Genomic DNA, 18,225 nt, shown 5'->3' on the forward strand with positions numbered 1-18,225 from the left:
ACAGAGAGCAAGCATATGTAAAGCGTTTAAAAAGTGAAGGTGGTGCTCTCACTGAAAAAAATCTGTGCAGAGCCGGTACTTCAGGCTGTCTGTTTTATCTTTAACCAGTTGTATGGTATGCGATGTGTCACCACTTAAACGAATATTGCGGCTGGATTGAAATGAAATATCGAAAAAGTCGTAATAAAGGAAAGACGAACCTCCCGTTCCAGCATTCGGATTCTCTTTTGCATAGAAAGTGATACAATCCGATGCGCTCCGGTTCAGACGAACCACATAAGCTGCAGTTCTGATTCTTTTCATCTGGGCCATATCAGTGATACCCCTTTTCTCCATCTCAGAGATCACTCCCAGTTTTACAGAGTTAAGCAGACCCATCAACTGTGAAACCCCGGGAAGTGAAAACAGGACCTCCTCATCTCCGGATGTCCTTTCCACATCCCTCCTGCTGTTCAGGAATGCATTTACAAACAGTATAGGAGGAGTAGCAGAGTAATCTATTTTGATCACGGCCGGAAAACGCATACCGTTTACATTCAAAAGTTCCGGCTTCTTCTGCTCCAGAATCTCACTGAAAAGCCTCTCCACGTTTTCGGAAAGCCCCAGAACATTGATGGCCAGATCAGCCTGATCAGCATTTACGAATAAAGGATGATCTTTGTTGAACTGCTCCTCAGCTTTCACAATCCTGTTAAGTGAGTCCAGCACTGCCTTGACACTGTCAACTCTGGAATCCTTTTTCCTGAATCTCTTCCCTGAATACCTTTTAAGATAATCCTCAAGCAGATCTATCCTTGCAGAGCTCATAATCTCCGCATACCGGATCTTCATCGAGTCCACAGCAGTAAGTTTTTTCTTAACCGGCTGGGATGGAGGCGCTGTTTCCACCTGGTCATCCACATCCGCACAGGCAGGATTCAGTGCCAGACGTACCCTGCCGCACCATTGTTTTTCAATCTGATAGTAATCACAATCCGTAAGGAAATTCCTGAGCGCCATCGAATCCCCGGACTCAACTGCTCTGTTGTAATAGAACTTGTTCTTATAGTTGAAATCATCCCTCTGCTGGTCATAAATGACCTTGAAGAGACTGTCCACCCTGTCGAGGCCCAGGACAGCACGCTGAAACCCGTGTTCCAAGTCGGTCACACGGTCGGGATAACGCTGCATCATGCTGTCGATTCTCTGCCTGCACCGGCCGGTCAAAGCGATTACCCTGTGACGATCGGCTTCCGCAAGTTCGTCAGGCCCTGAAGGCAGCAGTCCTGTTAATGAATCCAGCAGAAAAGTCTCAGATCTTATACTGTGAAGAAACTCGCACCTGGAAATTGACTCATTTATTGAATCTATACTTGTACACTGTGAGGATCTCTTTCTTTTATGACAGTAGTGGCTGTATTGATCCCACAACGGCAGGGCGCTTTTCAGCCTGGACGCACACTGGTCATATTTATCCTCTGCAAAGAGAATGCGTGAGCTGTCGATAATCGAGCTCACTGCCGCGATTACTGAATCCCCGTGCTGACGATCCCTTTTTATGCCGCGTACAATAAAAAAAGTAGCCACAGCAGTTCCTGCTGCAGCTACAGGAATACTTATGGAGGCGGCTACAACCCCTCTTTTGTCTGGTTCACTGCCCGATGCACCTGAATTGACAAGAATAACCGCAGCAAGCAGAACGGCAATACGGTCTGAAAATCTGCTTCTGAAACAGATACGGCAAATCTCAGTAAGCTTTTGCAAAAATGACTCTCCTGGAAGATGGTTCTCCGCTAATCACACACCTTCCCTCCTCTTTTGGAGAATCCAGTGGAATGCACCTTATTGTCACGTTAAGATCGTTTTTAACCTTCTGCTCCACCTCTTCAGAACCATTCCAGTGACTGAATGCGAATCCGCCATGGATCTCCGGCTTCTCCGGATTTGCAGGTGTAAAGAACTCGTAAAACTCATCCCTGCTGTCGATCCGCCTGATGTGGCTGTCCCGGTAAGCCCTTGCCCTCTGAAAAAGATTGTCCTGTATTTCCTGAAGAAGAGATGAAATCCCTGCAACAAATTCACTGCGTTTCTGAGAATATCTCTCTTTCCGGCTCTTATCACGCCTTCCCACAAAAACCGAATCGGATGCGATATCTCTGGGTCCGATTTCAAGATAAAGCGGAATACCTTTCTTTATCCATGACCAGACTTTCTCTCCTCCCCTGCCTTCCCGTTTATCTACTTCCACCACGATCCTGCGTCCGTCAAACAGAACATCGCGCAGTTCCGCTGCCAGACTCTCACAATATTCTATCACATTTCCTGCGGTAGATTCATCATGTATCATTGGAAGAATTACCAAATGAGATGGTGCCAGCTTTGGAGGAACAATCAGACCATCATCGTCACCATGGGTCATTATAAGTCCCCCGATCAACCGTGTGGAGACTCCCCACGATGTGGTCCAGGCATACTCCTCTTTACCGGTGGAATCAAGGAACTTTATATCCGATGCTTTGGAGAAATTCTGCCCCAGGAAATGGGATGTCCCAGCCTGAAGCGCTTTCCTGTCCTGCATCATTGCCTCGATACAGTAGGTAGAAACAGCACCTGGGAAACGCTCTCCCTCTGTTTTTTCTCCTTTGATCACAGGCATAGCCATATAGTTTTCTGCGAAATCCGCGTATATATCAAGCATTCTCATGGTCTCCTCCACCGCTTCCTGCGATGTAGAGTGAGCCGTATGCCCCTCCTGCCATAAAAACTCGGCAGTCCTCAGAAAAAGTCTTGTACGCATCTCCCACCTGACCACATTTGCCCACTGATTTATCAGCAGGGGCAGGTCACGATAGGATTGTACCCATTTGGCGAACATCTCACCAATGATAGTCTCGGATGTGGGACGGACAATCAGAGGCTCTTCCAGCTCTCCAGCAGGAATAAGCTTGCCCTCAGGACCAGCCTCGAGGCGGTGATGAGTCACAACCGCACACTCTTTGGCAAAACCCTCAACGTGTTGTGCCTCTTTTTCAAGAAAACTCTTGGGTATAAACAGGGGAAAATAGGCATTTTTATGCCCGGTTTCCTTGAACTTGGCATCCAGGACATTTTGAATATTCTCCCAGATACTGTAACCCCAGGGTTTTATAACCATACAGCCCCTCACAGGGGAATTTTCCGCCAGATCCGCCGCACGTATTACCTGCTGGTACCACTCAGGATAATCCTGCTCCCTTGTGGGAGAAATCGCATTCTGAACTTTTTTATCAGCCATAAGCCTCCATTAACCAGATCCGTAAAATTCCAGTTTACAATAAATCCTGACCGGAATTCAGGTGTAAAGTTTCAATATCAAAGAAAAAGTCCCGGATGGATCAGTGATGAAAGAGTCTGATATTACTGAACGCCATTACCATCCCGTACTCATTACAGGCCTCTATCACAATGTCATCCCTTTTAGAGCCTCCGGGCTGAACAACATATTTCACGCCGCTCTGCTGTGCTCTGTCAATAGAATCCCTGAACGGAAAAAACGCATCAGATGCAAGCGATATTCCGTTCATCAGATTGAGCCACTCTCTTTTCTCCTCACTTGACATCCGATTCGCCGGCACTTCGAAATTATTCTGCCATGTATACTGTTCAGCCGGGGTAAGATTCTCCTCCAAAAACTGATCTATGGCATTATCCCTCTCCGGTCTGCCAATCTTCTCTTTGAACTTGAGTGCAAGCACAATAGGATGCTGTCTCAGGAACCAGCGGTCCGCTTTGGATGCGGCAAGTCTTGTGCAGTGAATTCTTGACTGTTGCCCGGCTCCTATTCCTATAGCCTGCCCCCCATAAGCGAAACAGACTGAATTAGACTGGGTGTATTTAAGCGTGATCTGTGCCAGTATAAGATCCCGCTTTGCATCCTCAGGCAGTTCCTTGTTCTCTGTTACCATGTTCTGAAGAGAATTACCGGTAATCTCTATTGTGTTGCGTTTCTGTTCAAAGCTTATTCCGAAAACCTCTCTGGTTTCCATCTCCGGCGGCTGATATGAGGGATCTATCTCCAGAACCACATAAGCGCCTTTTTTCTTTTCTTTAAGGATGTCAATAACTCCGGGTTCATACCCGGGAGCAATCACACCGTCAGATACTTCACATCTAAGGAGCCGTGCGGTAGCCAGATCAACAGGATCGCTCAGCGCGGCAAAATCCCCGAAGCTCGATACCCTGTCCGCGCCTCTTGCCCTGGCGTAAGCCGAAGCGAGGGAAGAGAGTTCCATATCCTCCACAAAAAAGGCTTTCTTGAGTTCTTTTGTCAATGGCAGTCCAATAGCTGCACCGGCCGGACTGACATGCTTGAAAGAAGCAGCCGCAGACAGCCCGGTAGCTTTGCGCAGCTCTGCTACAAGCTGCCATGAGTTTAACGCATCCAGCAGATTTATATATCCGGGGCTTCCGTTAAGCACTTTGAGCGGAAGATTTCCTCTGCCCGAAAAAATCCGGGCTGATGCCTGATGAGGGTTGGCGCCATACCTTAGCAGCAGTTCATTTGACATTATGAGTCCCTTTATGTGGCTTGAAATTCCGGAAGTCCCGCCAGGTCAAGAGTCGCGAAATAATCATCGACTGTCTCTGCCCGCCTGATCTGAACCACCTCTCCGTTCTCCCGGAGCAGCAGTTCCGCAGAGCGAAGCTTCCCGTTATAGTTGAATCCCATCGAATGACCATGCGCGCCGGTGTCGTGTATGACAACCAGATCACCCGGGTCCAGCGACGGCAGCATACGGTCAATAGCGAATTTGTCGTTGTTTTCACACAGAGACCCGGTCACATCGTATTTGCATGCGGCATCCAGATTCTCTTTACCTATTACAGTGATATGATGATATGCACCATAGAGTGCAGGACGCATAAGGTTTGCCATACACGAGTCAAGGCCGGCATAGGTTTTATAGGTCTTCTTGATATGAAGAACTCTTGACACGAGGTACCCATGAGGTCCGGTAATCACCCTTCCGCACTCCATCTGCAGTTTTAAAGGATGTAAACCGGAACCGGCGATTATGCGCTCGTAGGCTTCCTTTACCCCGTCAGAGACCACCTTCAGATCAACCGGCTTCTGATCAGGACGGTAAGGGATTCCCACTCCTCCGCCCATATTGACAAACTCAAATCTTATACCTTCCGCATTGTAAATTTCAACCGCAAGCTCGAAGAGCATCACCGCAGTGTCCACAAAATACTGGGGATTAAGCTCGTTTGAAGCCACCATCGTATGAAGTCCAAAACGACGCACCCCCTTCTCCTTAAGCAGCCGATACCCCTGATGAAGCTGCTCACGGGTAAAACCGTATTTCGCCTCACTGGGATTACCGATGATGGAATTGCCGGTTCTTGAGGGCCCGGGATTGTATCGCAGACAGATCAGTTCAGGAATCCCTGCATACTTCTCCAGAAACGGAATATGAGTTATATCATCCAGATTGATTATAGCCCCCATCTCGCGGGCCTTTTTAAATTCCTGCGCCGGTGTGTCATTGGAAGAAAATATCACTTCCTCACCGGTAATTCCGGCTTTCTGTGCCAGAATAAGCTCAGGCAGAGAACTGCAGTCCGCTCCACCTCCTCCCTTCTTGATAATCTTGAGCAGATAAGGATTAGGCGCGGCTTTGACCGCGAAAAACTCCCTGAAACCCTCAGACCAACTGAATGCATCAATAAGTGTCCTGAGACTCTCTTTAATCCCACGCTCATCATATATATGAAAAGGAGTCGGATACTTTTCAATAATTTTTTTTATCTGTTCCGCAGTAAATGGAACCTTTTTCACACTCATATTCACCCTTTAAAACCAGTTAAAGAATATTGCTGTGCTTTAAACACAAGAATCGGAAAAATAAGATTTTTCCTGTAAGTTGTCACTACTTTCAGCCAAGCTGGCTAATAATCCTCTCCCACTCCTGATCAGGGGGAGCTTCTATTGTCCTGCGGTTTCCTGAGAGAGTAAAGGTAATCCGATAGGCATGGAGCATCAGCCTGGTAATTCCTCCTACTGGACGACAATAGCCATAGAGCCTGTCCCCAAGAACCGGATGTCCTATGGAGTAGAGATGAACTCTTATCTGATGCTTTCTGCCGGTTTGCGGCCTGACCTCAAGAAGTGTTGAATTACGCAGATTGCAAAGTACTCTGTAGCAGGTTAGAGATTCTTTCCCCCTTGAATCCACCCCCATCCGTCCCGATCCGAACTGATACAGCGGCTTATCGATCACCCCCTCACCATCCATCATCCCTTCTGCAACAGCCAGATAAACCTTGTTGATCTCTCTTTTTTCAAACTGAAGATTCAGTTCCCGATGAGTCGATGCATCCCTGGCAAAAAGAACTACCCCGCTGGTTTCTCGATCCAGCCTGTGCACAACAAATATCTTTCCCCCACAGTAATCCTCCAGCCTCCTTACCAGAGTGTCTGAATCACTGACTCCTCTTCCGGGAATGACAATCGTCCCGGGCTCCTTGTTCAAGGCAATAAGATGACTGTCCTCATAGAGTATCTGTAAACGCGTGGACTGTAAAGGCATCTACTTCAAATCTTCCCTGCTGCCGCCGAAATGCTCCCAATGCACTATCTGGTCCAGTTCTTTTCGCTTTTTAGTGGATCGCTCGATGGATGGATATCCCAGAGGAGTAAAAGCCACGGGCTCAACATTATCAGGAAGCCTCAACACCCTGCATGCCTCCGGATAATTGAAAGCACCTACCCAGCATGTACCCAGACCCATTTCCGCGGCAGCAAGGGTCAGATGATCCAATGCTATGGCAATATCAACATCTCCATATTCCTTCCCATCGGTTCTCTTCCAGGATATGTTTCTGTCACAACATGCTGCAATTATAACCGGCGCAGCCAGAAACCATGGTCTGTTGTAAACCGCCTCAAGTCTCAGTTTAAACTCCGTGCTACGAATCACTATAAAATTCCAGGGCTGATTGTTGCAGGCCGATGGAGCCCATCTTGCCGCTTCCAGCACCTTCAACACCAGTTCATCACTTACAGGCCTTTCCTGAAAGCCGCGCACAGAGTATCTCTTCTTTATCAGTTCGATAAAATCCATATCCCTCCTCACTTCTCTTCCTCTTAACTTCGGATAAACTCTGATTTATGGATTGTTTGTACTCAAAGGGGACTTAAAAAGAATTCGCCGCTATACTGATAGTATGGCGGCGAATAACTCTCAGTACCGATTCAACAGGTTATTCCTGATTCTGCAGTTTTTCCATCTCTCTCTTCAGCTTCTCGATCTCAGCATCGATCTGCTTCTGCTCCTCCTCCATCTGCTGCTGTACTTTTTCTATACCGGACTGGCCAACGATCTTCTGTACCGTTGCCAGGGCGTAATCGATATCATCCCGTACAGCATCGATCGACCGGGCAAAGAAAGCTGCACGGCCAAATTCGCGTGAGAATGTGAAGTATTCGTTGAATTTAGCAATATATTTATCCTGCTCGCTGCGGAGGCTGTCTGCCTGAGTACCCATGGTGGCAGTCTGTCCCACCATAGAGATGTTATCGACTTTATCAGCCATGAAATTGTGAGACATACGATTGCTTTCATACTGCATCCGTGAGTAGTTAAGAGAATCCTCACTTGGTGTAGAAAAAGTTCTTATCTTCTCCGAAGCTGTTTTCAGAAGCGCGAGTGATTGCGCATACTGTTTCTGCAGGAGATGGCCATAAGCCTGAATCAGCATACCTTCACACTGCAGAATACCCTTCTGGGATGTTTTGCTGAGCAACTGTCCTGTAGAGATACAGTCGGTCCACTGTCTGGCTTTAAGCGCTGTCCACCCCTGCCCAAGTAATGCATCCTCAGCGTAGTAACTGGTGGTAGGAACCATTCTAAGAGCCACAACTGCTTTGGACAGAGTGTTCTCTTCATAGAAGATATATCCCAGGAAGAGATAAGATCTGTTAACGACTTCCTTCTGTGCAGGTGTCTCAGCTTTGGCCCCGACACAATTCTCCAGAGCCATTACAATCTCGCTCATATCTGAATCCAGACGGGCCCGTGCGATGGCAATTGCGTGCTGAGCGAAGATGTAGTCAGGATGTTCCTCAGGAACGATAGAGAGGACCTGAATTGCTTTCTGCAGGTCGTTTGTCTGCAGATGGGTCTGCCCCATCAGATAAGCGCCATGAAAACGGAGCGAATCGGGAACATTGGGTTTACTCAATTCAATGAACTGATTTGTCACATTTGAAAAATCGCCGTTTCGGTAGAAAACTCTCATCAGACCCAGATCAGCATGAGGAACAGCAGTACTGAGCGGAAACTCCTTCCTGGTGTTCTCGTAGTTCTTTACTGCCATCTCTCTCATGTCCAGCTCTTCCTGACAACTGGCGCGATAGTACTGCACCCAGTCGTTCTTGAAGAAATCGGGGAATTCAACGAGGATACGGCTGAAAACGAAGAAGGCATCCCAGTATTTCTTTTCGGAATACAGACGACGGGCCCTGTTGTAGAGTTCGTTTGGAGACAGGCTTGCAAGACGAGCCATCCTTCTGGCAAAAGCCTCTTCCCTGTGCTTCCCGAAATCCATCCGGCCGTAAATAGTATGACCCGTAGCATCATTCTGTGCCTCTGTCATGATATTGTACTGGTAAAGAAGCTCCAGGTCGCGGCCTGAATTGACAGAGGGAAGATTGATTCCAAATGCCATTCCCCAGTAATCAATAGCATCCTCATCAAAACCGAACTGAAGGTAGAGTTTGAACATGCGCAGAAGCCATGCACCCAGTTTCAGATTGATGTCCCATTCGATCTTTTTTGCCAGGCTCACTCCTCCATCACTGAGCCTGAATTCATCCTTGGCAGCCCAGAAATCTTTAATATCGATATCAAGCGCGCTCTCAAGCCTTCTTTCCCAGTAGTTGGCAATCCATGACAACTTGATATCTCTTGAATATTGGCCGGTACTTTTAAAATCCGGCATATAGGATTTTCCCATAGTGGGAGCAATAAGGTTTATGGTTGAAAGCCCAAGCACATGATCCCCGAGTAAAGCATGGCGAAGCAGACGGTAGGTAATCCCGATATCAATTCCTGTACCTCTCCTGGAGTCACCGAAATTACTGGAATAAGCTAAGTTAAAATTAATACCGGCTGAGAGTTTATCCCAGAAATGCCACGCATAGGAAAACATGACAAATGCATTCAGGTTAGATAAAGAGGACTCTCCCGGGACAATCTGACCTGACTCTGTATCCCGACCCTGCGTCACTGTACCCTCCGGGGATCCCAGTACCGTTACCCCCACCGACTGATAAAGCCCGATAGGAACAACAACACCAACTTCCACATGTTTGAACTCTCCAGACAGTATAGGAGCAAAGGCTACCCTTATGGAGACGTAATTTTCTTCTGTCATCAGGGCCGCATTGGTCAGCGGCGAATGATGAGCTATCATGTCACGCCAACGCTGAGTAAGAAGGTATTCACCTGCCAGACCATCCGCCCGCACAGTTTGCAGGCTGGTCAGCAGGAAAAGAAAAGGTAGTATTACCCAGTAATTAGTCCTTCTAATTAACATCTCCCGCCTCTCTCCGTTTTTGTATTAGAAAAGAACCGATGTTTATCTCTGTATTGCAACTTTAATATTGCCAATTCTGGTCTTTCTGGCGACGTCTGTGGTTACCACTCTTACAAGGTAAATCCCTCTTCCGACAAGCCGACCGTTGTCATTGGTCCCGTCCCAGTAAATTCCGTAATCATTCCCGGCAGCCTTGAACACGTACAGATTTGACCTCACGATGTTCCCGACAGCATCATAAACAACCGCTTTCCCAAAAGTGCTGTCAACAGGGCCAGGAATCTCCTGCAACGGTTTACCCTTGACCTGAATTCCTATTACAGTCCCGTATTCCTTATTGGCAAATTCAACAGCGACCTGCTTCTGAATCACAGGAGCATAATAATTCTGAACTGCAGTAGAAATCTTTGTCTTCTGCGGTATAAAAGGATTATTGCTGGGAATATAATTTATACTCACAGCACCCCACTCCACTGGAGCTTTACGTCCATTAGCCGGCGGACTGTTTGATGCCTTATCTTTTACATTTCCCGATGATGCCAGTTGGATACTGTCTCTGTCGGTCTCGACACTTATTTTATCGGAAACAACCAGCAGTGCAGTACTGTCATCCAGAATAGAAATCGAAGAGAAGGCGTCTGAAACACGGGTTCCACCCCGGTGATAAGAAAATAGAGCGTTAGGATCAGGATTGGGAGGCCAGTTTACAAGCTCACTGATGGTTGCTTTTATGGTATCGGGTGTTCCGGATGTACTCTGCTGGCTTCTCAGAGCACCGGGATAGTAAAGAGCCCTGCTTACAACTGGACCGGCTCCATCCGTACAGACATAATCGTGTACCGCTACCAGGTCAGTTCCACCCTGGATGGAAAGACGTGGTGTCCAGCCAGTCTGAAATTCACCACCAGTTTTCTCTTTTAAATACACACTGAAAGTGTTCCCGCCTGAGGCCCTGATACTGTCAATAGTGAATACTACCCCTCCATTTACAATCCGGAAAAGAGGAATCATATCATCTGTGATTACAACCGAGGCGTCAAATGTCAGATCGATTCTATCAAGATAGCCGTTTCCATTATTATCCCTTGTCACAGCCGAACTCAGCTCGATCTGAGTTGTCCTGACCATCACATTAACAACCGCCGGTATCAGATTCGATTCAGTGACTCTGATCTGGGTCAATCCGCCGTTTACCTTTCCCACGACCGCCTGGTATTTGTTCCCCTCCGGAGTTACAGTTGCCACCTGCGGATTTGTACTCTGCCACTGGGCATTATCCGCAAAGCGGATAAAATTACCCAGACTGTCCCGTACAACAGCATATAAAGTTGCACTGTTTACATTCTCAGGGATCAGCAGTGAATCAAGACTGCTGTCTGTCGTCTGGATAATATCGGGGGTCTGCTGGATTGTTATATGATGCGGTTTCCCGGGGCCGATGTAAAGCCTCACTGAAGCAATTGCCGGAGCCTGAGTAGGATCGTTGGGATTAACAAAACGCGCCGTAAGGGTCACCGTGCCAAACGCTTTGGTGGGAAGAAGCTGTGCAATACCATCAGTCTGGGAAATTAAAGTGACATTTCCATCTGCACCGGTTAACTCCCATGTAACAAGACTATCCCACTCCGGTTTCCAGACACTACTGTCAAAAACATGTGCATAAACATTGAATAATTCCCCGACACGGATTGTATCGCCCCCCCCCATAGGTATATTCCCATTGACATCCGGTGCTCCCGGCTTGGAATAAAGCCTCAGTATGGCAGGAGGAGTAAAAAGGTTTGTCGATACTCTGATTGTGCTGTTGGTTGTATGACGCTCTGCATAGAAGAAATCAAAGGGGAACTTTACGCCTTCAACAAGGCCATACTCAGCGGCGATACTATCCAGATTAATAGTACCGGCTTGTGAACCATGTATCCCGCCAAGATCCATGGCCAGTTTTCCGTTGATAAATGCCCAGACATCATCATCACCAAGGAAGTTAAACGTCAGTCCCTTCTTGTAGGTAAAAGTCGTATGAAGTTCCATGGTGAAGGAGAAGTTGTGGCGATATCTGGAGGGTTCATCACCAAAGCCCTTGCCATCGATCCAGAAAAACTCCGGAGTACCGTTTCTTCCACTCCGTTCAAACTCGTATACACCATCGCCAGCATGAATAAAAGGAAGGGAGTCCACGATAACGATGTTTTTAAAAGCTGTATCATGGTCGAGTGTTGTTATACTCCCCAAAGTACCATTTCTGTCTGTGTAGACCGGGACAGTAGAATCACCCGGAGTCCATGGGCGGAACCATTTGTCGACATAATAGTTAAAGAATGGTTTTGGACCCAGAACCGGTTTACGGTCAGCCGAGAGTGTATCGGCCACCATCCCCTGTTTAAGGCCTCCATTGTGATTAGGCTCGAATTCGGGATTAGTTCCGTCCGCATGAAAATCGTAGAAAGTCACCTGAATCCACAGAGTGTCAGGGTACTGCTGGGAAAGAGCGGACGACATCATAAGAAGAATTGGGAAGAAAAACAGGGTAAAGCGTTTCATAACCCCCCCCTTCTGCGGGCAAAAAAAGCGTTTAAATTGCAGAATTTTATGCCTTGACCCATATTTTCCCTTTGAAACGGTGCTACAATCTCTTAAGGATTGCTTTCACTTTTGCATTCTGTCCACCTTCATTAATATACATCTCAAAGAACTTTTTTGCTTTTTTTTCGTCTTTTTTAATATAATATATAGTTCCGATATGCCTGAAAGCCTCCAGAGCCTGTATTTTATCAATCTTCACAGCCCTCAGATAAGCCTCTAAAGCATCATCTTGTTTCTTCATCATCCTGTACTCATGCCCTAAAGCCATGTAAAGCATTACATTTTTCTTGTTCTGCCGGATACCTTCCTTGATAGTTTCTATAGCTTTTGCATGATCTTTGCTTTTGCTTGTGATACGGGCGATGCAGTAGTGAACATCCGGATGATCCGGCTGCCGGCGCAAAACTTCCTGGTAAAGATCCATGGCTGTAGGATAGTCCTGAGATCCCTCATAGGCTTTCCCCAGATCCAGGATCAACTGGACATTGTCAGGATCACCAGCCATAGCCATTCCGAAATACGTGATAGCATTTGAATACTTACGCCTTGCCAGGCTTATTCTTCCGGCTGCATACTGAACTTCCGACACATTGGGAATCATCTTCAACGCCTTGGCAAAATCAGCCATCGCCTGTTTGAGGTTTTTCTCGGCCTCAGCTATCTCTCCGCTGGCAAGATAGTACCACCCGGTCTTATTACTTGTGTTTCTGGCCAGTATCGCCTTAGCTTCAGGGATATTATTGTTCTTAAGATGAATATTACAGAGCCGGTACAGAGCTTCCCCATTACGCGGACTCTTGACTGTGATCGTTTGGTAAATATCTCTGGCCTGGTCTATTTTACCAAGTTTGTAATATGACTGAGCCAGTTTAACCGAATTTACTTCATCGTACTCCATGGTGTTTACCACGATCTGGAGATGCTTTGAGGCATTGCGGTAGTCCATCTCCTCGAAATAAATATCTCCCAAAGCCACATAACAATCACTACAGGATTTGTCGACCAAGATTGCATTTTCCAGAATCTGCTTTGCAGTGTCGTTATTACCTGTTGCCCTGTAAAGCAACCCGGCCCATCTAAGTGCAGCCGGCGGGGCCTTATCCCCCTTCACAACCGGACGAATGGTCTTTAGTGCGTTTTCAAAAGCACCGACCCAGTAATAGGCCTCAGTCAAATTGATCCGATAATTGTTGTTTGAAGGTTCTCCGCTGACAGCCCGGTGAAAATAGTTGATCGCTTTCTTGTATTGACTCTGCATGGAAAGGCAGGTGCCAAGCATGTAGTTGGCCTCTATGTGACCAGACTGAAGACTGACAGCTTTACGAAGATAACCCTCTGCTTTTGCAAAATCCTTCAACTGGTAATAGTAACGGGCAATCTGAAACTGCAGGTCCGCATTTTTCGGAGAACAGGTAGCTGCAGATTTTAACTGTGAAAGCCACTTTTCGTTATTACCAAGCTTCTCATAGATCTGGGCAAGTTTTATATGCAGATCGGTATCGCATTTCTTCAGCAAAGATGCTTCCTCAAGCACCTTTGCGGCATCGGCTGCTTTCGAAGCAGCAAGGAGCAGATCAGCCAGTTCCATACGTATCTGGACATTTTTACTGTCAAGCTGAGCCCATTTGATAAGAAGGTCTGTCAACTGCTTGCTGTTTTTGGTTTCCCTGTAACATCTGGCAAGCATATCTATGATTTCAATGTCCTTGTTGTTGATCTCAAGGGCTTTGGCCAGAGGATTCACGGCACTTGAGAGATTTGAGGCTCTTACATATGCTATTCCGATTTTCTTGAAGAGATCGAAATTGCTGCCCATCATTGTAGATGCTTTCTCGAGAGTTTTCGCCGCTTCAGCATACTTCTTCTGCTCAAAGTAAAGGTTTCCAAGCTCATACCAGGCAGCAGAATCCCTTCCCGCCTTCTCGAGATACAGGCGGTAATTTTCTACAGCGGCACTTTTATCGCCTGTTTTTATTTGTGCCCTGGCAAGCAAACCCTGCAGATCATTAGGAACATCACTGAACCGCAAAGCCCTCTCCAGCACTCTTATTGCATTCTTCCATTGCTGCATCGAACAGTAAAGCCGACCTAAACGCTGGAAACTCCGGGGATCATCCTTGAATGCTTTGATATTAATCTCATACTGGGCCGCGGCCTCCTTTTTCATGTTCTGCTTCTCGTAGAGTTCCGCAAGACGGAAAGAGTATTCCTTGTGGTTTCCAGCCAGAGCCAGATACTTTTTGTACATGCTGATGGCATTTGTAACCTTGTTTGATTTCTCATAAACACTGGCAGCGAGTTCGATCGCTTCCAGGTTGCGGGGATTCTTACTAAGCAAAAAGGTCAGATGAGTTTCCGCTTTGGCATGCTGATCGGTGTTGCAGTAAGCAGTAGCCAACATCCAGGCCTCCCGCTCATTTATCTTTGACGGGGGAAAGCCTTGAAGATGGTTGATTACAGCCTTGTAATTTTTATCATCAAATTCCAGATACGCCAGTTGGAGATTGATGTTGCTGTCAACATATTTTCTATCAAGAAATGTAGTAAAGACACTTTTAGCTTTGGCTTTATTTCCGCTTTTCAGGAAGAGTTTTCCGGCTTCGGCAAGTTTACTCTTGTATTTTTCATTATTTATGGCAAAAAGCCTCATCAATGCCTCTGCAGCAGCACTGTCTTTTCCCGATTTCTCCAGCACTCCAGCCAGTTCCATCCATGCATCTTCCCTGGACGGGTCTTTCTTTACGCATGCCTCATAGGCAGAGACAGCGTCCTGTTGCGCCCCAATAACGGCGTACTCTTTTCCAATCTGGAAATAGGTCTCGGCATCTGTTTCACCCGCTTTCCGGGCTTTGGCATAATAAGACTGAGCTCCAGCTTTGTCCTTGAGCCGCAGGGAGATGATTGTCAACCTGTATAGAGCATGTGCACCTCCGGCTCCCCTTTTGACAAGTTCCTGGTATTCAGTCCTGGCCTCTGTCGCAGTGGAGACCTCGTATGCCAGAGAGGCGATCGAGGACTGAAGGCTTGTGTCGGCTGTCTTGTTGATTGTACGCTCTTTTTTGAAATAGGTCAGAGCCTGTTTTTTGTCGCCCTTCTTCTGGAAGGCATCACCAAGCAGCCTGTTTAAACCAGGCACACTCAGGTCTTCCGGAGAAACTTCCTGCAGAAGAGAAAGAGCTGAACTGGTCTCGCCACGCTTGATGTAAATCATTGAGAGCCCCAGCTTGCACTTGCTTTTATCCTTTACCTGAGGCAAAGCGCGTGAAAACATCGCAAATGATTTATCCAGTTCACCTGTTCCCAGATAGATCCAGCCCAACCCCATCAACACCCGATGATCTTCAGTGGAAGCCCTGACACTCGCCTCCAGATGCACTTTAGCTCTGGCAGAATCACCATTGGCAAGTGATAGCACACCCAATTCCCTCTGAAGTCCTCCGTGGTTTGAGAAGCGGGGTTCAATCTGCTTAAGAATTGAGAGAGCCTTTTTAGTATCGCCTGATTTCTCAGCCGCGGAAGCAGCTTTCATAAATAGATCCACATTATCAGGCGTTTTTTTCAGCACCTCCTCGTAATGCTGAAGTGCCCTGGAGTACTTGCCCGATGATACGAAAAGGTCGCCCAGATAAATACTTGGCTCCGGATCTCCCTTAAGATGAGTTTTAGCATCTGTGAATGCCTTGATCGCCTCCTCGCTTTTTTTAAGAAGCATAAGACTGCGGCCATGCTCTATGTAGGCTCTCCCAAGCTCATTACCCGCCTTTATCAATCGTTCGGAGTACTCAAGCCCCTGTTTCCCGTTCCCTTCATCATTGCTTCTGCGTGCATAAAAAAGCAGGGCAAAGGGATCATCCGGATCATTGGCAATAATCTTTTTATATACTCCTTCGGCTTCATCCTTCTTTCCCAATCCCTCGTATGCCAGAGCTTTCTCTGAAAGGAGTTCGCCTTTGTTCAAACCACGCTGTTCCCCCAGCATGGCGATCCGCACAGCATCTTCAAACCTTCTGGCTTTACGGAAATTCCGGGCCAGCGGGGTATAAACGGGGAGGTATTCCGGAAGGGACATGAAGATGAAATTAAGCGCCTCTGCAGCATCACTGTTTCTGCCCACCGCCTCAAAGAAGATACCCGCCCTGTGGTAACCCACTATCACGCTTCTGTTTTTCTCGCAGATTCTTCTGTACTCATCGGCCACTTTGGTCGAATCAGTTCCTTTGCTGAACCTCTCAGAAATAATACAATCGCCTAATTGCTTTAAAACCTTGTAGTCTTCTCCGACCGCAGGAAGTTTGACAAAGCGGGTCAGGTCACGTGGAACCGTCTGCTTCAGTTCCTTGATCAGAGAAAGAAGAATTTCATCGAGTTCTGCCCCGATTCTGTTTAATTTGAAGTTTCGCTCTATTGTGGTATAGATTTTTTTAGTCTGAACAGAGTGAACCTCCATGTAATAGAAGACACTCTTGTCCCTAGCAGAGATTTCAAATCTCTGAATACCAACAAAATCAGCCTTCAGTGTTTTTGCAGCATTGAGATAATCGGTATCGTCGGGTACTTTGGAGAGATTTGAGTGATCGGGGACATGCTTGCGAACCAGATCTGGGCTGACAAGTGTCACGTTTTCAAATGCAGCAAGCTTAAACTCCATCACAGCTTCTATAACCGCTGCCATCCACTTGTCTTCGGAATTCAAAGATGCATCAATTGCCCTGCCCAGAAGGAAAACAACCTTTTCCGGCATTTTAACTTCAGGCTCAGGAGCAGGTTCTTGTGCGGAAAGATTTGCGAATGCAAACCAGACCAAGAACGTCGAAAATATCCGGTTCAACCGCATAAATTTGACCTTTCACCCATCTGATAACCAACTGCAACCTGATTGCAAAAAATTTACACAGAGGAAAATATACTCTCTCCCTAATACCAAAATAATACTTGTACATACCATTCTCTATCTGAAAATAAGGAAAAAAGAATAAGGAATAATGGAACATAAAGAGGGATTTGGGGCAAAAAAAAACAGAAATTAAAAAAAAGGGAGCGGTTTCCACCGCTCCCCCGGCAATTTCAGTAAATGTTGTCCTCAGGCACCAAGTAACTGAAGTGTACTTTGAGGAATCATATTTGCCTGAGACAACATAGCCGTTGCAGACTGGGTCAGAATCTGGTTTCTTGTGAATCTTGTGGTTTCCTGTGCGAAATCCACATCTCTGATTGTTGATTCTGCAGACTGCTGGTTGGAGTTTGAAACCAGGAGGTTATTTATAGCATGCTCCATACGGTTGATAAAGGCACCCATGTTGGAACGCATGGTGTTAACACTGTCTATTGCTACATCCAGAACAGAAATCGCTGTGGCGGCTGCAGGCTGGGAAGTAAGGTATGTTGATGTAATAGTATTTCCTTCTGTTCCCAACTGGTCACTGGTGAGAGTGTCAATTGTAACAGTGATGCTGTCCACACCATATGATGAATTGGCGTCGATCCACAGCGCGGAACCCTCATCACCTCCTACTCCACCAATTCCAAACCTTTCATTAGATGATGAACCTGTTGAGGAGATCAGCTTCATTCCGTTATAGTTGGTAACCTCTGCTATGCGGTCGATTTCAGTAATCAACTGACGGTACTCGGCATTAGTGTACCCGCGTTCAACTGAAGTGAGTGTATCGTTTGCAGACTGGATCGCCAGTTCACGCATACGCTGAAGAATCTCGGATATCTCATTTGCCGCTCCTTCAGCGATGCTTACCGCCGCTATTCCATCCTGGGCATTTCTTATGGCCTGATCAGTACCTCTGACCTGTGTCCTCAAATTTTCAGAGACTCCCAGACCAGCCGCATCATCAGAAGCGCGATTGATCCGCAGACCCGTAGACATCTTCTCCAGGCTTTTGGAAAGATCCCGGTTTACTCTGAAAAGGGCACTCTGGGTGACAATTGCTGGGACGTTATGATTGATACGCATTGGAAACCTCCTTGTTTTACAATGACACCCCTGCGTGAAAAGGCATCATCGGTGGTGAATATTTGGCATCCGTGCCAAACTATAAAGAACTGAGCAAAGAACTTCTTTCCTGTCTC

General features: G+C 46.8%; 10 protein-coding genes. All 10 read right to left on the minus strand.

All coding sequences use genetic code 11. The features are described 5' to 3' along the window. Positions 1-48: 48 nt before the first annotated feature. Positions 49-1,743 (minus strand): hypothetical protein, encoded by a 1,695-nt coding sequence (locus tag GX089_15725; protein NLP03943.1) that lies wholly within the window; start codon positions 1,741-1,743, stop codon positions 49-51. Beyond that, positions 1,727-3,253 (minus strand): proline--tRNA ligase, encoded by a 1,527-nt coding sequence (locus GX089_15730; GenBank protein NLP03944.1) that lies wholly within the window; start codon positions 3,251-3,253, stop codon positions 1,727-1,729. The genes GX089_15725 and GX089_15730 overlap by 17 nt, the downstream gene beginning before the upstream one ends. 100 nt (positions 3,254-3,353) lie before the next feature. After that, positions 3,354-4,529, minus strand: a complete 1,176-nt coding sequence (locus GX089_15735) for a phosphoribosylaminoimidazolecarboxamide formyltransferase (protein ID NLP03945.1) — start codon at positions 4,527-4,529, stop codon at positions 3,354-3,356. 8 nt (positions 4,530-4,537) lie between these two features. Further along, the gene (locus GX089_15740; GenBank protein ID NLP03946.1) at positions 4,538-5,806 is read right to left on the minus strand and encodes a diaminopimelate decarboxylase; all 1,269 of its coding nucleotides are present in this window, start codon (positions 5,804-5,806) and stop codon (positions 4,538-4,540) included. Between the two features lie 91 nt (positions 5,807-5,897). Beyond that, on the minus strand, positions 5,898-6,551 hold the full coding sequence (locus GX089_15745) for an RluA family pseudouridine synthase (GenBank protein NLP03947.1): 654 nt from the start codon (positions 6,549-6,551) through the stop codon (positions 5,898-5,900). Beyond that, a complete protein-coding gene (locus GX089_15750) occupies positions 6,552-7,085 on the minus strand; it encodes a nitroreductase (GenBank protein ID NLP03948.1) in 534 nt (177 codons plus the stop codon). Between the two features lie 139 nt (positions 7,086-7,224). Beyond that, a complete protein-coding gene (locus tag GX089_15755; GenBank protein NLP03949.1) occupies positions 7,225-9,561 on the minus strand; it encodes a hypothetical protein in 2,337 nt (778 codons plus the stop codon). Positions 9,562-9,603: 42 nt separating this feature from the next. Next, entirely contained in the window at positions 9,604-12,102 is a 2,499-nt protein-coding gene (locus GX089_15760; protein NLP03950.1) for a fibro-slime domain-containing protein, read from the minus strand. A gap of 82 nt (positions 12,103-12,184) precedes the next feature. Beyond that, on the minus strand, positions 12,185-16,885 hold the full coding sequence (locus GX089_15765; GenBank protein NLP03951.1) for a tetratricopeptide repeat protein: 4,701 nt from the start codon (positions 16,883-16,885) through the stop codon (positions 12,185-12,187). Positions 16,886-17,224: 339 nt separating this feature from the next. Continuing rightward, a complete protein-coding gene (locus tag GX089_15770) occupies positions 17,225-18,109 on the minus strand; it encodes a flagellin (protein NLP03952.1) in 885 nt (294 codons plus the stop codon). Between the last annotated feature and the right edge of the window lie 116 nt (positions 18,110-18,225).

This window comes from Fibrobacter sp. (assembly GCA_012523595.1).
Classification (GTDB): domain Bacteria; phylum Fibrobacterota; class Chitinivibrionia; order Chitinivibrionales; family Chitinispirillaceae; genus JAAYIG01.